Source organism: Clostridium simiarum (assembly GCF_018919175.1).
GTDB classification, from domain to species: domain Bacteria; phylum Bacillota; class Clostridia; order Clostridiales; family Clostridiaceae; genus Clostridium_L; species Clostridium_L simiarum.
Map to the genome: position 1 here is coordinate 114,060 of NZ_JAHLQL010000003.1, position 20,648 is coordinate 134,707.

Annotated in this window: 15 protein-coding genes; 4 read left to right on the top strand and 11 right to left on the bottom strand. The window is 30.5% G+C overall.

The genetic code is table 11. The annotated features are described in order from the left end of the window. Nucleotides 1–34 precede the first annotated feature (34 nt). Nucleotides 35–973 carry a tRNA modification radical SAM protein MnmL/YtqA gene (gene mnmL / locus KQI89_RS10410; RefSeq protein WP_216457022.1) on the bottom strand — a complete coding sequence of 313 codons (939 nt, stop codon included), beginning with the start codon at nt 971–973 and terminating at the stop codon, nt 35–37. 106 nt (nt 974–1,079) lie between these two features. Further along, complete coding sequence (locus KQI89_RS10415; RefSeq protein ID WP_216457023.1) at nt 1,080–2,213, bottom strand: hypothetical protein; 1,134 nt, start codon at nt 2,211–2,213, stop codon at nt 1,080–1,082. Between the two features lie 206 nt (nt 2,214–2,419). On the opposite strand from KQI89_RS10415, the gene KQI89_RS10420 reads away from it, so the two are divergent. Continuing rightward, nucleotides 2,420–3,466: a YkvI family membrane protein gene (locus tag KQI89_RS10420; RefSeq protein ID WP_032123522.1), complete on the top strand. Its 1,047-nt coding sequence runs from the start codon at nt 2,420–2,422 to the stop codon at nt 3,464–3,466. 143 nt (nt 3,467–3,609) lie between these two features. Next, complete coding sequence (locus KQI89_RS10425) at nt 3,610–4,509, top strand: radical SAM protein (RefSeq protein ID WP_425514082.1); 900 nt, start codon at nt 3,610–3,612, stop codon at nt 4,507–4,509. 92 nt (nt 4,510–4,601) lie between these two features. Here KQI89_RS10425 and KQI89_RS10430 read toward each other — a convergent pair whose 3' ends face one another. From KQI89_RS10430 to KQI89_RS10440, 3 genes are all read right to left on the bottom strand, one after another. Then, nucleotides 4,602–6,395 carry a heme NO-binding domain-containing protein gene (locus KQI89_RS10430; protein WP_216457025.1) on the bottom strand — a complete coding sequence of 598 codons (1,794 nt, stop codon included), beginning with the start codon at nt 6,393–6,395 and terminating at the stop codon, nt 4,602–4,604. A gap of 381 nt (nt 6,396–6,776) precedes the next feature. Beyond that, nucleotides 6,777–8,132: a peptidoglycan-binding domain-containing protein gene (locus KQI89_RS10435; RefSeq protein WP_032123520.1), complete on the bottom strand. Its 1,356-nt coding sequence runs from the start codon at nt 8,130–8,132 to the stop codon at nt 6,777–6,779. A gap of 91 nt (nt 8,133–8,223) precedes the next feature. Continuing rightward, nucleotides 8,224–11,811 carry a S8 family serine peptidase gene (locus KQI89_RS10440; protein WP_216457026.1) on the bottom strand — a complete coding sequence of 1,196 codons (3,588 nt, stop codon included), beginning with the start codon at nt 11,809–11,811 and terminating at the stop codon, nt 8,224–8,226. A 166-nt stretch (nt 11,812–11,977) separates the two neighbouring features. Between KQI89_RS10440 and KQI89_RS10445 the strand changes: the two genes are divergently transcribed. Then, entirely contained in the window at nt 11,978–13,258 is a 1,281-nt protein-coding gene (locus tag KQI89_RS10445; protein WP_216457027.1) for a helix-turn-helix transcriptional regulator, read from the top strand. A 131-nt stretch (nt 13,259–13,389) separates the two neighbouring features. Here KQI89_RS10445 and KQI89_RS10450 read toward each other — a convergent pair whose 3' ends face one another. The 5 genes from KQI89_RS10450 to murI form a co-directional block, all read right to left on the bottom strand. After that, nucleotides 13,390–14,085 carry a S24 family peptidase gene (locus KQI89_RS10450; RefSeq protein ID WP_216457028.1) on the bottom strand — a complete coding sequence of 232 codons (696 nt, stop codon included), beginning with the start codon at nt 14,083–14,085 and terminating at the stop codon, nt 13,390–13,392. Nucleotide 14,086: 1 nt separating this feature from the next. Then, complete coding sequence (locus KQI89_RS10455) at nt 14,087–14,461, bottom strand: DUF3783 domain-containing protein (protein WP_216457029.1); 375 nt, start codon at nt 14,459–14,461, stop codon at nt 14,087–14,089. A 35-nt stretch (nt 14,462–14,496) separates the two neighbouring features. After that, nucleotides 14,497–15,012: a peptidylprolyl isomerase gene (locus KQI89_RS10460; protein WP_216457030.1), complete on the bottom strand. Its 516-nt coding sequence runs from the start codon at nt 15,010–15,012 to the stop codon at nt 14,497–14,499. Between the two features lie 277 nt (nt 15,013–15,289). After that, the gene (locus KQI89_RS10465) at nt 15,290–15,556 is read right to left on the bottom strand and encodes an STAS-like domain-containing protein (protein ID WP_032123516.1); all 267 of its coding nucleotides are present in this window, start codon (nt 15,554–15,556) and stop codon (nt 15,290–15,292) included. A 330-nt stretch (nt 15,557–15,886) separates the two neighbouring features. Further along, complete coding sequence (gene murI / locus KQI89_RS10470) at nt 15,887–16,672, bottom strand: glutamate racemase (RefSeq protein WP_216457031.1); 786 nt, start codon at nt 16,670–16,672, stop codon at nt 15,887–15,889. A 281-nt stretch (nt 16,673–16,953) separates the two neighbouring features. Between murI and KQI89_RS10475 the strand changes: the two genes are divergently transcribed. Then, complete coding sequence (locus KQI89_RS10475) at nt 16,954–18,855, top strand: type I glutamate--ammonia ligase (RefSeq protein WP_216457032.1); 1,902 nt, start codon at nt 16,954–16,956, stop codon at nt 18,853–18,855. A gap of 124 nt (nt 18,856–18,979) precedes the next feature. Here the strand turns inward: KQI89_RS10475 and KQI89_RS10480 are convergent, their stop codons facing one another. Then, the gene (locus KQI89_RS10480; protein ID WP_216457033.1) at nt 18,980–20,434 is read right to left on the bottom strand and encodes a methyl-accepting chemotaxis protein; all 1,455 of its coding nucleotides are present in this window, start codon (nt 20,432–20,434) and stop codon (nt 18,980–18,982) included. Nucleotides 20,435–20,648: the final 214 nt, after the last annotated feature.

Consider the following 20,648-nt stretch of genomic DNA (forward strand, 5'->3'; position numbering starts at 1 on the left):
GATATTTAATCTATCCGCAAAAATAACAAAACTATTAGAGGCTATTTGTAGAATGATACAAACCTTGATACAAATTTTCTTTCTCTAAATAAGAGTCAATGGTATTTAATACTTCCCATTTTTTGAGACTCCACATGGGTTCTATAAGTAAGTCTCTAGGTGCATCACCAGTTAACCTATGAATGACCACATTCCTTGGTAACATAGCTATTGATTGAGCTATAAGATCTACATAGTTATCCATAGTTAGAAACTTTAAATCTCCTCTTTCATAAAGTTTTACTAAAGGTGTATCCTTCATAAGATGTAAAAGGTGAAATTTTATACCCTGTATATCTAAATTAGACACATACCTTATAGTATTTAACATATCCTCTTCATTTTCCTTAGGCAATCCGAATATAGTGTGAATTACCACATCAATACCTTTACTCCTAAGTTTAAATATAGCTTTTTCAAAGGTTTCTAAATTATATCCTCTGTTTATTATCTTTGCTGTAGCATCTTTACTAGTTTGAAGTCCAAGTTCTACCCATACATAAGTCTTTTTATTTATCTCCTCTAAAAGTGAAATAACTTCATCATTTAAGCAGTCTGGTCTTGTGGCAATAGCGATTCCTACCACATTTTCTTCACCCAAAGCTTCTTCATATAGTTTTTTTAAAACCTCTACAGGGGCATAGGTATTAGTATATGCTTGAAAATAAGCTATATATTTTCCCTTAGCCCACTTTTTATTCATCATAGCCTTAATATCTTTAAATTGACTTGATATAGAAAACTTTCTATTTCCTGCAAAGTCTCCTGAACCTCTAGCACTACAGAATATACATCCACCTGTGCTTATAGTTCCGTCTCTATTAGGGCAAGAAAAACCTGCATCTAATGATATTTTAAATACTTTTTCTCCAAATTTATTTCTTAAAAAATAGTTTAAGCTATTATATCTTTTTCCTCCCCAAATGTCTTGCATAATACATCCCTTTCATAATTTTAACTAAGTTATCTTCAAAACATAACTAGTAAGTCTTATTCCTCTTTGACTAGTTACCTTTATCCCGATTCCTAATTAAATTATATCACATTTTCATAAGTTTAATCTCTCCAAGATTTATCTTCCATCTTCCAGACTTTTCTCTGTTTTTGTTTCCAGCTTCAGATTTTGCTACCACATCAAAGATAACTCCATCTAAATCAAAAGAGTAAAAAAGCACATCAAAATCTTCTATAGGAAATTCACTTTCTATATCTATTTCTATAAGTTTACCATTGTCTACATTATACACCCTTATGCCATAACCTTTATCTTTTAACTCATATTGTGCCATTAAGTACTTTTCATCTAAAGAAAAACTCATATTTTTAATGGCTGAATTCTTTAAGATATCTAAGGCATTTAATTCCTTACCAACAGGTATCTCTCTAGCTTTACTTTTCTGATTAGGAGTTTTGGAACCTCCTTGATTTTCTTGTCCTCCTGCGCCTCCTGAACCACCATTATCTCCTCCTGCACCTTGAGTCATAAGACTTTCATCTATTTTTATTATTCCAATAAAAGAATCCTTATCATAGGTACTTATGGCAATTTTGTCTCCCATATAAGAAAAAATCATATTTCCAAAGTTCGCTTTAGGTGTGGATATTTTTATGCTTTTTCCTTTATCATTTTTAGAAAAGCTATATTGAGGTATACCTGCTTTATCAACTAATAAATTAGTCTTTACATTACTTTTTTGTCTTATTCTAATCTCATCACCTTCTAAAAAGGCCTCCTTTTCCGTAACAACATTTACATCTGATACTTGATATTCTCCGCTTTCTTCTTCTTTGATGACCTTAATACTATAAGTATCTAAAGTAGTTCTAGGTGACTTATCTACAGTTCTTGAAGCTTTTACCTTTATAAGCGAAGATTTACCTACCTCATTTACTTCTTCTACTTTATAGCCTAATATGTTAAGATCAGAAGCTCCGAATTCTATTCCTTTATTCCAAAGATCCTTTGAAGATAATTTTTTAGCTGCATTCATATCATTTTTACTAATAGACATCATATAATTTTGTACTGTGTTTATAGCAATCTGACTATTAAAACTATCACTTCTTTCTTGTTGTTGCTGCTTTTTTTCTTCTTTTTTACTATTTTTATTGCTACACCCTTGAAATCCAAACAACATAACAATAGCTAAGATGGAAACCAATATTTTTTTCATGATAATCACCTCTATCTTACAGCCTTCTAAGAATTAGCTTTCCCAAATTTTTAAATTTAAATCTTTAATAAAACATTACATACTATTTTTATTTTTATATTTTAATTAATTATTTTAAAATTTAAGCATTTAATAAATATATATACGCATTTTTATAAGTAATTCTTATATATTTATATAGAAAACATTATTCTAGGGGGATTACTTTGAAAAAAAATTTAGGAAAAATTTTTCAAATAGCAGCAGTGTTTATAGGCACTATTGTAGGTGCTGGATTAGCTTCTGGAAAAGAAATAACACAATTCTTTACTTCTTATGGATACAAAAGCTTTATAGGAATATTAATTTGTGGAATTGTTTATATTTTTATAGGACATCTTGTGGCTGATATAAGTATTAAATATAATCTTAAATCCTACAATGAACTTATATCTACTGTAAGTCCTGGATTTTTAGGAACTGTTACAGATATAATTACTGGTTTTTTCTTACTAAGCGGAAGTGCCATAATTCTTGCTGGAAGCGGTGCTCTTATACATCAATATTTTGGTGTATCTAGATGGATAGGTATAGCCTTAATGATACTTTTATCCTTGCTTACTCTTCTAAAAGACACAGATGGGCTTATTGGAATTAATTCTTTTATCGTTCCTTCGTTAATTACAGTAATAATAACTATATTCGCTCTTTATCTTTTCTTTTATAGGGAAGGTATAACTATAAATAACTTAAAAAGCATACCCTATGAAAAAACACATTGGCTTATATCTTCATTGCTTTATGCTGGCTTTAATCTTTTATCTTGTACCGGAGTTCTTGTGCCCTTAAGTTATGAATCAAGGGATAAATATAGCATAAAAAAAGGAGTGTTTTGGGGTGCTATTATCCTCACAATACTATCTCTGTTTATAAATACCATGCTTATGCTAAACAAACCTTATATATATCAATACGAAATACCTCTTTTATATATAACAAATAGATTTGGTAAACCAATACAAATAGTTCTTCTTATAATAATTTGGTTTGAAATGTTTTCTACAGAGGTATCCAACATATATAGCATAGGAAAAACCTTGGAACAAAAATTTAAAATTTCATTTAGAACTGGAATATTTTTTATAATACTTATAGCCATACCTATATCACAAATAGGTTTTTCAAATTTGATAACGGTTTTATATCCTGCCTTTGGCATAATAAGTATTATATTTATAATTCAGCTTATTTATTTTTATATAAAAAAGTTTTAATAGGCTAATCATTCATTTAAATTTTTCTATATATTAAATTAGTTAAAATTTTTCTATTTAAGATTTGATATACGAAACAGCTTAATATAAGTGATATAATATTGTGTGATTATTTAACTTTAAATAAGGTGGTTTTACTAATGATGACTATATTAACTAAATGTAACTTATGTCCTAGACAGTGTAACGTAGATAGATTAAATGGTGATTTAGGCTTCTGCTTATCTAATGATAAAATTATTATATCTAGAGCAGCACTTCACCTTTGGGAAGAACCTTGCATATCAGGAACTACAGGTTCTGGCACTGTGTTCTTTTCTAACTGTAATTTAAAATGTGTATTTTGCCAAAACCATTGCATAAGTCAAGAAGGTTTAGGTTTAGAAGTTTCGGTAGAAAGGTTAAGCCATATATTTTTGGAACTTCAAGATAAGGGAGCACATAATATAAACCTAGTTACTCCAACACACTATGTACCTCAAATAGCAGAGGCATTAAAAATAGCAAAATCAAAAGGTTTAAGTCTTCCTATACTTTATAACTCCAATGGCTATGATAGTATAGAAACCATCAAAACCTTAGAGGGGTATATAGACGTTTATCTTCCAGATTTAAAGTATTTTAACCCTAAATACTCTTTAAAATACTCAAAGGCTAGTGATTACTTTGAAAAAGCTTCTCTTGCCATTAATGAAATGTACAATCAAGTAGGAAAACCTATATTTGACGAAAGTGGAATAATAAAAAAGGGAGTTATAATAAGACACCTAATGATTCCTGGACTTTTATTTGACTCTAAAAAAATAGTTGATTATATATATAAGACCTTTGGAGATAATGTATACATAAGCATTATGAACCAATATACACCCATGTTTAAGGCTTCAGAATACCCTGAAATAAACAAACCCCTAAAGGCAGCTCACTATGATGCTCTCATAGACTACGCACTAGAAATAGGGGTAACCAAGGCTTTTATTCAAGAAGTTGGAACAGACTCCAAGGAATTCGTGCCAGACTTTGAAAAATTCACAGGAATTTAGATACTATAAAGTAGCAAGAAATTTAAAGTATAAATTCTTACCATGATTAAATAAAGGGAGACTATATCTACATATAATCTCCCTTTTAAAAATTAAATATTATATTTCTCTAAATCTTTTCTAAAGTTTTCTGTTATATTCTTAAAATCCGAAATATTTTCTATAAGTCTTTTAAGTTCTAAAGTGTAGTTTGATACGCTAGCACTAACCTCTTCTGAGGAAGCTGAATTTTCTTCTGCTATAGCGGCTAAAGTTTCAATAGTTCCATAAAGTGTAGATATTTCTTCTGATTCTTTATTAAGCTCATTAATTGTCATTATCATAGATTGAGAAACCGTTTGAATAGACTTTGTTGCTTCATAACTTATATCCTTAACCTGCTCAAGACTCTTAGTCTCTCCTTCTAATACATAATATTGGTCATCTATATTATCTACTAAAAGTCTTATATCTTCTACAAACTGAGCAAGATTAGAGTTTATCTCTTGCACCGCATCCTTTGATTGTTCTGCAAGCTTTCTTATAGACTCTGCTACTACAGCAAAACCTCTCCCTTGTTCTCCTGCTCTAGCAGCTTCAATAGATGCATTAAGTGCGAGAAGATTTGTTTGCTCGGATATTCCTGAAACTATAGATACAATATTAGTTATATCTTCTGCTTTAGTCTGTAATTCATTACCCTTGTCCTTAACTTTTAAAAAGCTACCTAAAGAATTCAAAATATTACTACTAGCACTTTCTACGTTACTATAGCTATTATTAATTTTTTCTATAGCCTTTTCTAGTTCTGATTTATTTTCATTTTCACTTTCAACGATAGTTTTTAAAGCCTCTATGTTTCCATTTAACCTTAATGCAGCATCCTCTGTATTTTCTGCCTGAGCCACAGCTCCGTTTGCCACTTGTTCCACAACCCCTGCTATCTCCTCTGATGTGTAGTTCATAGAATCAGATATTTGATTTATGCTTTCTACAAATGTGTTCATCTCATCAGTTACGCCTTTAAACTCTGTAAAATCTGCCCTTATCATCTTCTTATAGTATTTTATTTCTTTAAACATGTCCTCAAAAAAGTCATTTGTATGTAAACTGCTTTCATAATTATATTTTCCTTCTGCCATCCTTTTTAATTCCTCTTCAATTGTAGCTTTTGGCATAGTTAATATAGAGGTTCCTACAAAGGTAAAAATCCCTGATAAAAATCCTACAATTAAAGACCTTAAATTTAAACCTATAATAGGCAGCGATACTAAAGTAGTCGTAATAAAAGTAAATATACTTGCTTTTACAGCAAAATTCTTAACGAAGCCAAAAGATAATAAATTATTCCAAAAATATTTCTTTTTATAATATATATCCTTAGGAAAAGTAATCTTTAATTTTAAAGAGTTACTTGTTCTTTCAATCTCTTCATACTTTATATCTTCTTTAAAAAACTCACTGCATCCTTCAGTAAGTCCCAAGAAATAGTCAAACATCCCTCTTTCTGATTTATAACTAAATATAGCTTCTCTCGCTGATATAGGATTTATCTCAACTAATGGTGGTTTAGCTCCTGCAAATTTTTTAGTCATAACCACATGAATATCAAATAGTGACTTTAAAAAAGAGTACATATTTTCCTGTTGGAAAAATGCTGGATAGTCCCTATGAAAGGCTTTTAAATTATCCTTTCCAATTATCCTCCAAAGCTCAGTAACTTCTAATTTGTTGCTTGTTGCTATGTGAGATATAACGCCTTTTATTTTATTATCATCTACAGTCTCTATTGGGGTAAAAATTTTATTTGAAGACCACCCTTCACTTTCCATAGCATTATTTACTACCTCATCCCCATAAAGTCTCCTGCAGGTTCTCATCCAAGTTGATACCACAGTCCCCTTCACACTTCATACGCCCTTTCTTATAATTATTTTATCTAGAACTTATACTATAATGTCCAACTTATATTATATAACTTTTATCACATGTACATATTGATTATAGTACATAGTTTTACCTCTGTTAATATATTTTTTAATATAATATATTAAAACTTTTTCTAGTAAATGTTTTTTAAGACAAAAGTTGTGCCTGAATAAGCTCTATAAAAACAGGTGAATTTATGCCATAATTACCTATTCTAATACTTTTAAATCTAAAGACCTATTAGGTTTATCTCTAAGGTTTAGAAGAGGTCAAAACTCCATATGAACCTTAGAGCTCCATTTATATTTTAAAATATACTAAAAAAGTTTCTCAAAGGGATACCTCTGAGAAACCACATTTTAAATATTATAATACTCATCCTTATATTTAACTTTTGGTACATCTGTCATGTTATTCATTTCATAGGTCATAGGCGGAAAAAATGTCCTCTCAGAAGTTCTATAATCTCCTCTTAGTTCTCCTATTTTTGTAACTGCCACATAGATATCTGATATTCTATACCAAGTAGGATAATCTACATCTCCAGTAGCTGGTAATGAAAATATACTTTGGAATTGTTTAACTGCATCTCTTGTAGCATTACCATATATCCCATCTACAGCTTGCTTATTAATAGCAGGATAGTTATCTGCTATCCTATTTAAGTAAGTTTGGACAGTCCTTACTGCGGGTCCTCTAGATCCAACAGTTAAAACATATCCAGGATAAGAAGATGGAATTCCTTGAACCTGTTCTGCCCTAACAAGAGTTAAGTTATCACCATAAAAGTTAGTTAATATCTCAAAAGGGGCTTTCCCTTGATCTCCTAAGTACTTGCTTCCCCATTGGGTAAGCCATCCAGGACATTGTACATTTTGTCCATCACAATATTGTGTTAAAAGCGGTTGTTTTCTTGCTGGTCTCTTTACATAGGTAGAAAATAATTCATCTACTATTCTATTTATATTATCATAAATATTTCTTCCATAATTAAAAGCTTGGTCAAAGGCGGTACTATTGGTTATTTGGAAGCCTTTTCCTTTACCTCTGTACCATTCAGTATATACCCTATTTAATGCAAAAGATACTATACAATATACATTTGCTCTTATAGTTGATTCAGGCCAAGTAGAAAATATCTCACATGAAGCTACATTTTTAACATAATCCTTAAATCTTACAGTGTAATTTGGTGCAGTACTATCATCTGGAACCCCAGCGTGAACTACAATAAATTCAGGTACAACAGGTTCTGGAAGTACAACAAATCCACTAGGCGGTGGTGGTAATGGCTTATTTGGATCCTCTGGAATCTTAGGCGGAAAGTTCCCAACCAAAGTGTTAGGTTGAACAATTATAAGTCTCTCTTCCTGTCTAGCATTTCTTTTAGGTGGTTCCATCCTCACCTGTTGTAAAGCTACCCTATCTGGAAAAACCTGACACCCTTTTATAATTACAGGTTGAAAGCCGTCTGCTTCCACATTTATATCTACAAAACTATAGGGTAATTTATTTGTTGGATTCATTGAATTTTCTATAGGCGGGGTTTCAACCTCTATTTCTTTTGTTAATCCTGATGAGTCTGAAATTAAAACAGTGCTCCCCTGCCTTAGCCTATTTTCACTTACTTCTGTTACTGTAACCTTTGCTTTATCTATGGGTATATAGGTGTTTTCTTTAAGGACTTGAACTCTTACATTCCCTTTTCCAGGCATAAATACACTCCTTATTATAATGGTCCCCTATATCTTATGAATTTTTTCTTAACATGGTTACTAAATTCTTCAATTTACCTTTTTCTAATTATTAATTCAATGGAATTCTTATAAACAATTCTCCTATGTGTTTTTCCTCATAACCTTCATTTTCTATACCATAGTAGCTTCTTTCAAGATAAGATCCTCTTATATTCTCAAATACACCTTGAAGACTTAACATCCCATATCCCCAGTCCGGATTTGGATACTTCTCTCCTGGGCGCTTTTTAGTTCCTCTAATAAGATAAGTCTTCATTTTTGGAGCATACATAGTTGTATCCCTACCTTCTACTATTCCCCATTGAAATAGCAAGGCACAAGCCCCAGCTAATACTGCTGTAGATGGGCTACTTCCATTAACTATAGTTTCTCCTCCTCCCACTTTTGTAGTTTTTACATTTACTCCCCCAGATGCTAAATCAGGCTTTATCCTTCCATCTCGGGTGTAACCACGCCCAGAAGATGCTACATAAGAATTATTATTTTGATTGTAGTAAGCAGTAGTTATTATACTCCTACCGGTAGAAGGTACCGTTAATGTAGTAAATTGATTAGGGTTTAAAAATCTTGTATCTCCTCTTAGTAGTTCTCTTTGAGGTAACCATGAATCATATCTTCCGTTTACGATATAGTCTCCTATGAGTTTAAACTGCCATATTCCTTCTCTTATATCTTGAATCCTCACCCTTATGAGTTGATCCCCTGTAAGCTCTTCGGGAAGATAATACTGAACAAAAACCTTACTCCCTTCAAAAACAAATTGTATCTCTTCTACCTCTTTAAGCTTAGCTGGAATCTTTTCTATAACCTCACCTGATGGCGAAACAATCCCCAAGGAAACCTTATCTGGCTTTCCTACCCAAATCTCAAAACCTAATTCTCTTTGTTCCTTTGACACTTTAACCTCTAAAGTCTTAATCTCACCTGTCTGTTGAAAAACACCTGAAGCGTGAACATCTGTATCTCCCTCATTTCCAGTACCCGTAACTACAACAACCCCTCTTACTCTTGATACGTCATCAATATATCTTTCTATAATACTATTACCATCATGCCCTCCAGCATTAGTACCTAAAGGCAAAAATATAACCATAGGCTTATTTAATCTTCTAGCAATCCCTGAAAGATATTTAATTGCCATTATCACATCAGTATTATGATATGCCACAGCAGTTCTTCCTCCTGGTATTTCAGCTAACTCAACTCCCTTGGCTGGTTTAAGTTTTACCATTACAAATTCACAACCTGGAGCTGCACCTTCTAATTCAGGATTTCTTCCTCTTCCACCTATAATTCCTGCCATACTAGTTCCATGTCCTATTTCATCCTTACTAGGAACTATTGCATAAGGATCTTCTCCTCTCTTTTTTGCTTGTATTGATTTATTTATTTCTGTTCTGTCATACTCCGCTCCATAGCTAAACCCTTCTGGTCTTTTTTCATTAGTTAAAGTCTGATCCCAAATATACTCTATTCTAGTAGTATCATCTTCGTACATAAACTCATTGTTTAAATAATCTATACCTGTATCAATCATTCCTACTATTACTCCTGCTCCATCTAAAGGTAAATAAGGATGCTGATGAAAATTAGGTATATCAGCTGCTTGTATAGGCGATGTTTGTAATAATGTATAAAGGCTTGGAAATTCTCTATAAACTATATTTGGTATACTAGGGAGTATTTTATCTTCCAAATCTTTTTTAACAGATATTACCGCAAAATTTTCGTCTAATATAAAGGCGCAAACATCACTTATACCTTTTAAACTTGCTACAATATCCCCATCATATTCTACCAAGTAACTATTATAATCTGGATTTAAATAAAGATTTCCACAATCCACAGTTTCCATATTTACTCTATTTTCACTCCTTAACCCCATTAATAGATCCAAAGAGGTTTTTGCACAGACCTCTCCATATCCCCAAATATTATTAGGATAAATCAAAGAAGGTCTGTTTCTTCTAGCCCCTTTCAGTAAATAATATTTAAGTCTTTCTCCAAAAAGTAATGAATCCCTTCCTCTAACAATTCCCCATTCCATGAGTAAGGCAGCTATTCCCGCAACTAAGGGTGCTGCCATAGATGTGCCACTTTTGCTATCAAAACCTCCTCCTGGAACTGCTGAAATTATTTCTTCTCCCGGAGAAACGATATCAGGTTTTATAGCTCCTACGCTTTCCCCCCCTCTGCCAGAAAACCCAGATATATTGTTAGTTTTATAATCGTAACTTCCTACTGATATTACGTTTTTTACTGTAGCTGGAATTCCTAAAGTGTTAAAAACATTAGGTTGTAAAAACTTAGTTCTAGGATTTAGCCCTTCTGCAATAGGGAGCCACATATCATACCTTCCCCTATAATCATTATCTAAAGTTATTCTTATATTCCACTCTCCTGCTGTTAGAAATTCACTATCTAAAGGCAATAAGCTAATGACAATTTCTCCGTTTATATCAAAAGGTTTAGGTCCGGTGTAGTATACTATAGCTCTATCCCCGCCTATTTTACTATCTGTATATCCCGATAATACTTGCTTTTTACCTGTAGATTGAGCTGATGGATTAATAATCTCTATAGATATATCACTTAATATCTCTTTATATAATTGAATTATTACCCCACTTTCATCTGGTGAAATGTTTACACCTATATTTTGAATCTCCCTAAGAACTCCTCCTACATGGTGGCTTGCTTGCCCCTCATTCCCTGCTGCCACTACGAAACTTATAGGTTCTAAGTTGGAAACAGTACTTATATATTGCTCTAGTATGCTACTACCATTATGAGCTCCATTATTAGTACTAAAGCTTAAATTAATAACCATAGGCTTATTAATTTCTGTCCTTTTATCTAATAAAAGCTTAATAGCCCTCATTATCTGACTACTTTGAGTATAATTCAAACTTCCTGGAGAAGTTATTTTAATCATAATAATAGAGCTATCATAGGCCGCACCATAATAAATTCTATCTATATTCCCTCCTGCTGAAGCTATCCCAGCTACATGAGTTCCGTGTCCTACATCATCTCTATGTGGTATTATGTCATAAGGATTTGGTGACTTTATAGCTTGATTTATCTCTTCTTTATTCCATCCTTTATTTAAAAATAAATCATAAATATACTCAATTCTTGTGTTACCTTCTCTATCCATAAAAGCAGGATGCCTATAATCTATTCCTGAATCTATAAAACCAATTACAACTCCTTTACCAGAAAGGTTATATATATCCCAAAGTTCATTAACACATGAACTTTTATTTCCTCCTTGTGAGCTTATATATAAAAGTTGAGGAAGTTCTGCATAGCTTACTCCCTTTACCTGCGTTATCTTATCTATTTCAGATATTTTAAATGTTATTATACCAAAGCCATAACCTAAATCCTCAAAGATTCCTCCTAATGCTTCAGTTGAACTTTGTACTTGAACCCTATTTTGTCCAAATAAGACCAAAAATTCAATATAGCCTGGTTTAAATTTATCCATAGTAGATATCATAATTAACTTTTCCCTTAAGTCTAAAGGTACATTTAATAATAGCTGATTTAATCCTCCCAAATTATTTGAAGCTTGTCTTAAATACTTTTTTTCATAAATTAACTTTTCTTTAATAAAAAGCCCCCCTAACAACTTCTTCCATATAAATTACTATTTGTATATTTTATGATTCCTCTTTGTATTCTGTGAAAAAATCATTTATTTTAATATATAAAAACTTAGTTTTGTAATACTGGTTATTATATATTAAAATATAATTAAAATAAAAATTTAATTATATTATAAGGAGAGAACTAAATTGGAGCCTATATCTCAAGGTGAAAAGCTTAAATCATTAAGAATTTTATTAGGATTAAAACAAAAAGATCTAGTTGATGGGGATATAACTAGAGAATTTATAAGCATGGTGGAAAAAGATAAAAGGAGATTTAAAAAAGAAACCGCCATAACCGTAATGAATCGCATATTAGAATATTCAAAACAGAAAAATATACCTCTTAATCTAGATGAAGAATACCTTTCACGAAACGCCCTTGAAGATATTGAAAGATATTGTTCTTTAGCTATAGACAATGAGGCTACCTATGATGAGTGTCTAAATTTACTAAAGCTTTGTGATACTAATGGTTTAGAATATATAAAATATAAAATATACAAAAGAATGGGAAATATAAAGCTTTCAGATAACAATTATAATGAAGCCTTTTTTAACTATATTTTATCTTATGAAGTTCTAAATACTACTGAGGCTACCGGAGAAAAACCTTCTATCACCAATAATTTAGGAGTTTGTAAGTTTAAACTTATACAATATGATGAAGCTATTTTATATTTTAATAATGCCTTAGCACTATGTAATTTAACTAATAACTATGATGTATATTATAAAGCCTTATTTAATTTATCTTTATGCTATTTAGAATTAGGTAAATTTGATGATGCTTTAACCCTGCTTCAAAAATGCAAAAGAAAAATATCCCAGTCTAAAGATAATAGATTTTATACTAAAATTGTAATAAGTGAAGTAAATTGTTATGAATCAAAAAAAGAATATGATAAATGCATAGAAATTTATGAACAACTTGAGCATACAGCAGATAAAAAATTATTGGGCACTATATATAATAACTTAGCTCTTATGTATTTATATAAAAAGTGTCTAGAAAAAAGTGAAGAGTACTTTTCTAAATCCATTGAAATTAGAAAAGTTAATGATAAAAAACTATTATCTCATACCCTTATAGATAAAAGTTACTTATATTATGAGCTAAAACAATATGACAATCTTATTTATACGATCAATAAGGGAATAGATCTTTGCAAAGAATATAACGATTATGTCTATTGGCTAAACGCTTTAAAACAACTTGAAAAATTATATAAAAATGAAAATAATCTTATAGGACTTAAGAACACTTATATAGAAATGGTAACTTTATGTAAAATTAATAATATGGAAAAAACCTTTATTTATGCCTTGAATAAACTTATATATATATCCATTGAATTAAAGGATTTTACTAAAGCAGCTCTATACAGCGAAGAGCTAAACTATTATGTAGAATCTCTCCAAACTTAAAACTGTCTCAATATTGGGACTTTTATTTCTATTCACCATAAAAGATTATATACAAAATAAGAAATAAACACATTCCATTTATTGAAAGTGTTTATTTCTTATTCTTATCTTTATTTACTCATAACTAATTATTAAAGTTTTATCTCTAATCTATCCAACTTACCTACAACTCTTATATCCTTTATTTGTACAGTTTCTGTCTTTAAATTAACTTTATTACTTAGTAATAAAGCTTTAGTGTTATCTAACCTTTTTATTTGTCTTATTACTCTTTCACCATTTAATTCTATAAGACAAATGGAGTTATTTTCCACATCCTTTAAAGAATGGCAAAAGGCTAAGTCACCTTTTCCTATTCTAAAACCTACCATGTCATCATTTTCAATTTCTATGAAAAAAACTCGATCTTGAGAGTAGCCCTCAATCTTATTAGACATTACTGGCATCTTTTTATGTCCTAAAACTCTATTCATAGCGTAATTAAAAATGGGTACATTTTTTAGAACATCTCCAAAAGCTTCACTCCATACCTCTTGAACTTCTTCTTTAACTTTATTCTTTTTACTAGTTGATTTCTCTTCACTATAAGCTTTAGTGCTACTTTTCTCTTCTTTTAATGCCTCTTCATCAAAAGACATACTTATATCATTTATATCTTTATTTAAAACTTTAGATATCCTAGCAATAAGATTTTCATTTATTATCTTCTTACCCATTTCTAAATCATTTATAAAGCTTTCTGCAACTCCTAGCTTCTTTGATAACTGCTTTTGAGTCATGTTTGCTTCTAATCTAGCTTTTTTAATCTTTTCCCCAACTCTACTCACTTTAGTTTCTTCCTTTCTCCTGTTGCATCTTTTTATACCATTCTCTCTCTTCTATAAGGTGCTCCATTAGATAATCAAATGTCCACTCCTTTGAAGTATCAGTAACCACTGCTAGTATAGGCGCTTTCCCTATAGTAGCTCTTATTATCTTTATAATCTTATCTAACTCTTCATCACTAAAGCCGTTAAACAAAATTACCTTCTCTTCTGGAAGCTTTTTATCTCTTTTTTCTCCTTCAGCACCTTCTATTATCTGTTCTATTTTTTTATGTGATATTTCTGTAGTTATCACCCTATATTCTATATTGGACATTTTAAATACTTCTAAGTCCTTCTCTTCCAAACCATAAGATAAAATCATTTTATTATTTATCATGACCTTCTCCTCTCAAAATTCATTTTAACTATATTTTATGCCTCTTCAGGTTCATCGTATTTTACCCCAAAGGTATCGACTGTGACTTTCTTCATTACTTGATCCTCATATGGTTTATCCCTAAAGTCTCGTTTAGCTTTTACAACCTTATCCACATGATTCATGCCTTCTACAACTTTTCCAAAAGCTGCATACTGTCTATCAAGATGCGGTGCGTTTTCTACCATTATAAAAAATTGACTACCGGCAGAATCAAAATGAGCAGATCTAGCCATTGATATAACTCCCTTTTCATGCTTTAAGTCATTTTTAAATCCATTAGCCGCAAATTCTCCCTTTATACTATATCCAGGACCTCCCATCCCTGTTCCATCAGGGCATCCCCCTTGGATCATAAATCCAGGTATTACCCTGTGGAAAATAAGTCCATCATAAAATCCTTTATCTACTAATGATACAAAGTTTCTAACTGTATTAGGTGCTATTTCTGGAAATAACTCTATCTTAATTATTTCACCATTATTAAGTTCTATTGTTACTATAGGGTTCATGAATTCTTCCTCCTTTAAACTTGAGTAATATAATGAGAATTACTATTATTATAACCCTTATCACATAAAATTCTCAATATTATATTCATTATTTGTAAAGCTCGAATTTAAAGAAATAAAATAATACTCTTAAAAAACAAAATAGATGGGTATTAACCCCATCTATTTAATATGCAGTATCTCATATAAAAATATCTACTACACTATCTCCTACTCATTAATTCAATATCTTATTATAAAGTAAAGTTTTTATAATATAATTATAATCCGTAGGATTTTAAAATGCAGTTCCTAAAAGAACTCTTCTTAAATCCCTAGTATTTGATAAGTTTTTAACATCAACATTTGCAGCAATATAGTCTCTTCCTTCACTATTAATAAGGTCTGTAAATAAACAGCATAGAAATGAAGTTGATACTTTATCTATATCAGAAAAATCTAACATTATAGGTGCTCCAATGTGTTGTTTAATGTATTCCCTTAATACTATAGCATCCTCATTTTCAAAGTTAGTCCCAATAATATCTTTTACTTTAATATTCATAATAAGACACCTCTTTTAATCATTTTTTAAATTTTCAATCAATTCTCTTTATACTAATAATATATCAAACAGTTAAAATATTGTCAACACTTTAACAAAGTTTTTTTGCAAAAAAATTATCTATGATTTCCCACCTTATTTTATTTTAAAATTGTATTTAACATATCTTTAATTTTAATTCATTAAAAAACAGTGCTATTAATGAATCAGTACTGAAATTCTTAAAACACCATAACTAAAAATATTTTAATGTATGTATAACAACATTAAAAAGTGTAACTTAAAGATTTCTCAACTTACACTTTTTAATTTATTTATACAACCTATTTACTAAATTTCTAATAACCTATAACTTAAATCTATTATCCTAGACTCTTCACTAGAATTTAGGATCTCCACTCTTCCCTTTTTCCCAGAATCATTAACCATATGCTTTTCAGTTAATCTTCTCTTAAGTTCTTTTGCCGTACCTTTGCTACCATCTATTACAGGTATGCCTGCACCAAAAATAGATATTATTTCTTTTTTTATAAAAGGGTAATGAGTACATCCTAAAACTATAGAGGATATATCCTCACTTATATAAGTTTTAAATTTATCTTTTAAATAATCATTTATATCTTTTCCTTCAAAAATACCCCTTTCTATCATTTCTACCAATCCAGGACAAGGTATAGGCACTATTTCTAGATTCGGTCCGCATTTAGCAACTAAATTATTGAACTTTTTTTCAGCAAGAGTTATAGGTGTTCCCATTATTAATATTTTTCCCTTTTTATACAAACTTACAGCAGGCTTTAATGCAGGTTCTATACCAATTATAGGTACCTCTTTATATTTACATCTTAAGTCATCTACTGCAGCACTAGTAGCTGTGTTACATGCAACTACAATAGCTTTACTTCCTTTAGATAACAATATTTCTATAGCCTTAAATGTTAAATTCTTTATATCCTCTACCTCTCTCACTCCATAGGGTGCATTCTTTGAATCTCCAAAATATATGTAATTTTCTTGAGGCATGAGGTCTATTGCTTTTTTTAGTACACTAAGTCCCCCAACACCACTATCAAAAAAACCTATTGGTTTATTTTTACTAGAAAAACCTGCCTCCATTGTTAACAACTCCTCTTCTTAATTGAATATTAAAATTTCGATGCATGAAAGTATTTCCATGTAAAACTATCATATGTATACATTTCAAATTATGAAAGTACTAAAATTATCTCATAATATTGACATAAAAAATTCATTGTAATAGAATTTCTTTATATTTTTATTATAATGAATTTTATTATTTATTCTATTTATAATAATATTATTCTTATAAGCTTTTGTCTATTCTAAAAAGAAAGGATGTGAATGTCTTACCTTAAATTAAGGCACAGACAAATTTTATGAATAACGAACTTATATTTGTAGTACCAGAAAGTTCACACAATGAAGCTTCTTTAAAGAGTTTACTTGCTAAACATCCAGAAATAAGATTTGTATCTTTAGTAGGTATTGATCTTGCAGGCAATGATACTGATGAGAGAATTCCAATAAAATTATTTTTAGATGATTTAGATACCTTTTTACATGGCCCAGCGGCTCAAACTGATGGTTCTTCAGTTGTTTTACCTGGAATAGCTACTTTGAACAACGCTAAAATCGATATGATAGCAGACTTAAATTGTAATTGGTTTATAGACTATAACTATGAAAACCTTGATCCTATCTCTAAAAAACCTATCGGAACCCTTAGAATACCTTGCTTTTTATACCATGATGGAAATCCTGTAGACTCACGTCATACACTTAAACGATCTATTGAATACTTTAAAACTATGTTATTAGAACTATTTTCTAACCATCCAGAAAGCCTCTCCTATTACGGAGTAACCCTTGAAGATATTGATGATATAACAATTACCGCTGCTACTGAATTAGAATTTTGGGTTAAAACCCCTAATGATAAAGCTGAAATAGAAGAATTATCTACATCTCAAGTACTTCATGAACAATATTGGACTAGAACAAAAGGTTCTGTTAGAACTGCACTAGAGCAAAGCTTAATGCTTATGGAATCTTATGGATTAGAACCAGAAATGGGGCATAAAGAAGTAGGCGGTGTCAAAGCAAAAATTGATGAATCAGGAAAGCTTACTCATATAATGGAACAAATGGAGATAGATTGGAGATTTTCCAATGCTATTCAAGCAGCTGATAATGAACTATTAGTTAGAAATCTAGTAAAAGAAACCTTTAGAAGAAATGGTCTTGAAGTTACATTCTTAGCAAAACCTATTGATGGAGTGGCTGGAAGTGGTGAACACGTTCACGTTGGTGTAGCTCTAAAATTGAAAAATGGAAATATTATAAATTTATTTACTCCTAACAAAAAACATTTTTTAAGCTCCATAGGCTATGGAGCTCTTATGGGGATCCTTAAAAACTACGAGATAATAAATCCATTTATCTCAGCTACTAACGACTCCTTTAGAAGGTTGAAACCAGGCTTTGAAGCTCCTGTTTGCATAGTTACTTCTTTAGGCGTAAACGTAGAGGTTCCTTCTAGAAATAGAACTATTTTAATAGCTCTTATAAGAGATATGCAAAACCCTTTAGCTACAAGATTTGAGCTACGTTCTCCTAATCCTCATACAAATACTTATCTTGCAATATCAGTTTTATACATGAGTATGATTGACGGAATAAAATATGCTTTAGTACATAATAAAAGTGAAGATGAACTATTAAAAGAGCTTTCAAAAGCTCCAGGAGAAGATTCAGTTTATTTAGAAAAAGAAAGAGCTTATAGAACTGAAGAAGATGTATTTGAGTTTTTTTCTGAAGAAGAGAGAAGTAAATACTTTGGTAAAGCTCCAGCCACAGTTTATGAAAACTTGCATGCCTTTGATATATACTTAGATAAATTACAAACGCTAAAAGCTGGAGATGTATTTAATGATGCTCTCATAAATAGCTTTAAGATAGCCGTAATAGAAAGATGGGTTACTGAAATTAAAAATAGAATAATAAACAATTACATGGATGAAATAAGATCTGCTAAAATGCTTCACAGCTTAGATAAGGCTCTAGATTTAGATGTAACAAACTGGATGGCTATAAATGAATTAAGACATTACATAATGAAAGATACTTATGCACATAAAGGGGTATTTACAAAAATAAAAGAGGCTATAGCTTCCGAAAAATACGAAAAAGTATCAGCCTTGCAATTAGAATTAGATGAAAAAATGACTATATTAAGAAACCTATATAATAGTTACAGAAAAAATTTGTTAGATATCTAACGTAAAGAAACAAATAAACTGTAACATTTAATTTAAAACCACACTTCATATCTAAAAAGTTTTGATCTAGTACTCTCCTTTTTAGATATGAAGTTAATTACAATTTATAGTTTTCTCTTACATATTAAAACACACTTTCCTTCTTCTCTTCTAGCTGTAATGATATGCTTTTTAATAGGTTTAATTTTTCAACCATTATTTTAGATAAATTTCTTGCTTCTACACTGTTTTTTATGGCCTCTTCCTTATTTCCTTCTCTTATATTGTTTAATACAACCTCTCCAGTTTTATGAAGCTTTCTATGTATAGGATCTATAGTTCCCCATATATTCTGTATATCAGGATCTTTAGGATTTACAACTTGGTAAAAGTGTCCAAATCCACATTTTGTAGCATCTATGTGAATAGGCTCAACTTCCATTGCGTCAACCATGCCCTCTAAATTATCTACCCATTTAATATGAGCCTCTATCCCCTTATCTATAGATAGGTTGAAGTCCCTGTTTCTTAGTTTAAAAAAAGGTTTCTTAGTTATATTTTCACTAAACTTAGTTATATAGCTTATATCATTATCTATGATATCTATTTCTTTAGCTCTTGTTTTTATATACATTGCTCTTTTAGCTATGTCCTCAGATACATCTTTAAGTCTTTCAGTCTTATCTACAATAAAATTCATACCTGAACTCATTTCTTCTGTAGAAGCGCTTATTTCCTCCATAGCCACATTTATGGTTTCTATAGAAGAACTTATATAATCTACACTCTCCCTGCTTTCTTCAAAGCTTTTATCAAAGTTTTTTATATACCTATTTAAATCTTTTGTAAATCCAGTTGTATATTTTACACTTTCCACACTATATTCAGAGGCTTTCTCTACCTCTTCCATAAACTTACGTATATCCTGTAATTTATTATTAGTAAGTTCTGATAAATTTTTAACTTCCTCTGCTACCACACTAAATCCTCGTCCATGCTCCCCTGCCCTAGCCGCTTCTATAGAAGCGTTTAAAGCTAGCAAGTTAGTTCTATCTGCTATTTCTTCCATAGCTTTTAAAATATCTTTTATAGAGTCCACCTCTTTTAAAAGATTAACCATGGAACTCTCTAGGTTAGCTGTACTCTCACTTAATCTCTCTGAATTAACCTGTAGGGTTTTTATATCATCATCATTAGACTTAATAATATCTGTTAATTTATCTGCATCCACATATATGGCTTGTAGAGAAGCAGTACTCTCTTCAATAGCTTTTGATATTTGCTCTAAACTTTCACTAGCTGAATTAATAGAAGACATAACAAAATTTGATACCTTATTTAATTCTTTAGAATCTTCTCCTAAAACATCTGATGAAAAATCTAATTGTATATTAAAATTGCTTATCTCCGTGTTTAAATTAATTAATCCCTTTATGATTTCTAAAGTATCTGGAGATATCTCTCTTAAAAGTATAGCCATATCCAGTATAGAAATAAGTTCTTTATTTCTTATATTACTTTTTAAGTTTTTTAATTCCTCTAAATTCTTTCCATTAATACTATATACTAACTGCTTTATTTTACTTTGTAGCCCAATCATAGCATGTGCCTCCCTAATTTTATATACTACATTATAATTGAAACAAATTACATAATCTAACCAAGTTACATATATACTATAATGTATAAATATAAAAATTTCCATATTATCGCACTGAAATTGTTCATATTTTACTTTAATTTAACATTATATTACAAATAATGTTTTTGCAATTATTTACATGGATATTCAAACTGTTTAATAGTATACTTTA

Excerpts from the sequence above, each read along its gene's own strand:
- mnmL (WP_216457022.1), bottom strand. The coding sequence starts at position 973 with ATGCAAGACATTTGGGGAGGAAAAAGATATAATAGCTTAAACTATTTT.
- KQI89_RS10455 (WP_216457029.1), bottom strand. The coding sequence starts at position 14,461 with ATGATAAATAATAAAATGATTTTATCTTATGGTTTGGAAGAGAAGGAC.
- murI (WP_216457031.1), bottom strand. The coding sequence starts at position 16,672 with ATGGAGGCAGGTTTTTCTAGTAAAAATAAACCAATAGGTTTTTTTGAT.
- KQI89_RS10415 (WP_216457023.1), bottom strand. The coding sequence starts at position 2,213 with ATGAAAAAAATATTGGTTTCCATCTTAGCTATTGTTATGTTGTTTGGA.
- KQI89_RS10480 (WP_216457033.1), bottom strand. The coding sequence starts at position 20,434 with ATGATTGGGCTACAAAGTAAAATAAAGCAGTTAGTATATAGTATTAAT.
- KQI89_RS10460 (WP_216457030.1), bottom strand. The coding sequence starts at position 15,012 with ATGAACCCTATAGTAACAATAGAACTTAATAATGGTGAAATAATTAAG.
- KQI89_RS10435 (WP_032123520.1), bottom strand. The coding sequence starts at position 8,132 with ATGCCTGGAAAAGGGAATGTAAGAGTTCAAGTCCTTAAAGAAAACACC.
- KQI89_RS10425 (WP_425514082.1), top strand. The coding sequence starts at position 3,610 with ATGACTATATTAACTAAATGTAACTTATGTCCTAGACAGTGTAACGTA.
- KQI89_RS10475 (WP_216457032.1), top strand. The coding sequence starts at position 16,954 with ATGAATAACGAACTTATATTTGTAGTACCAGAAAGTTCACACAATGAA.
- KQI89_RS10465 (WP_032123516.1), bottom strand. The coding sequence starts at position 15,556 with ATGAATATTAAAGTAAAAGATATTATTGGGACTAACTTTGAAAATGAG.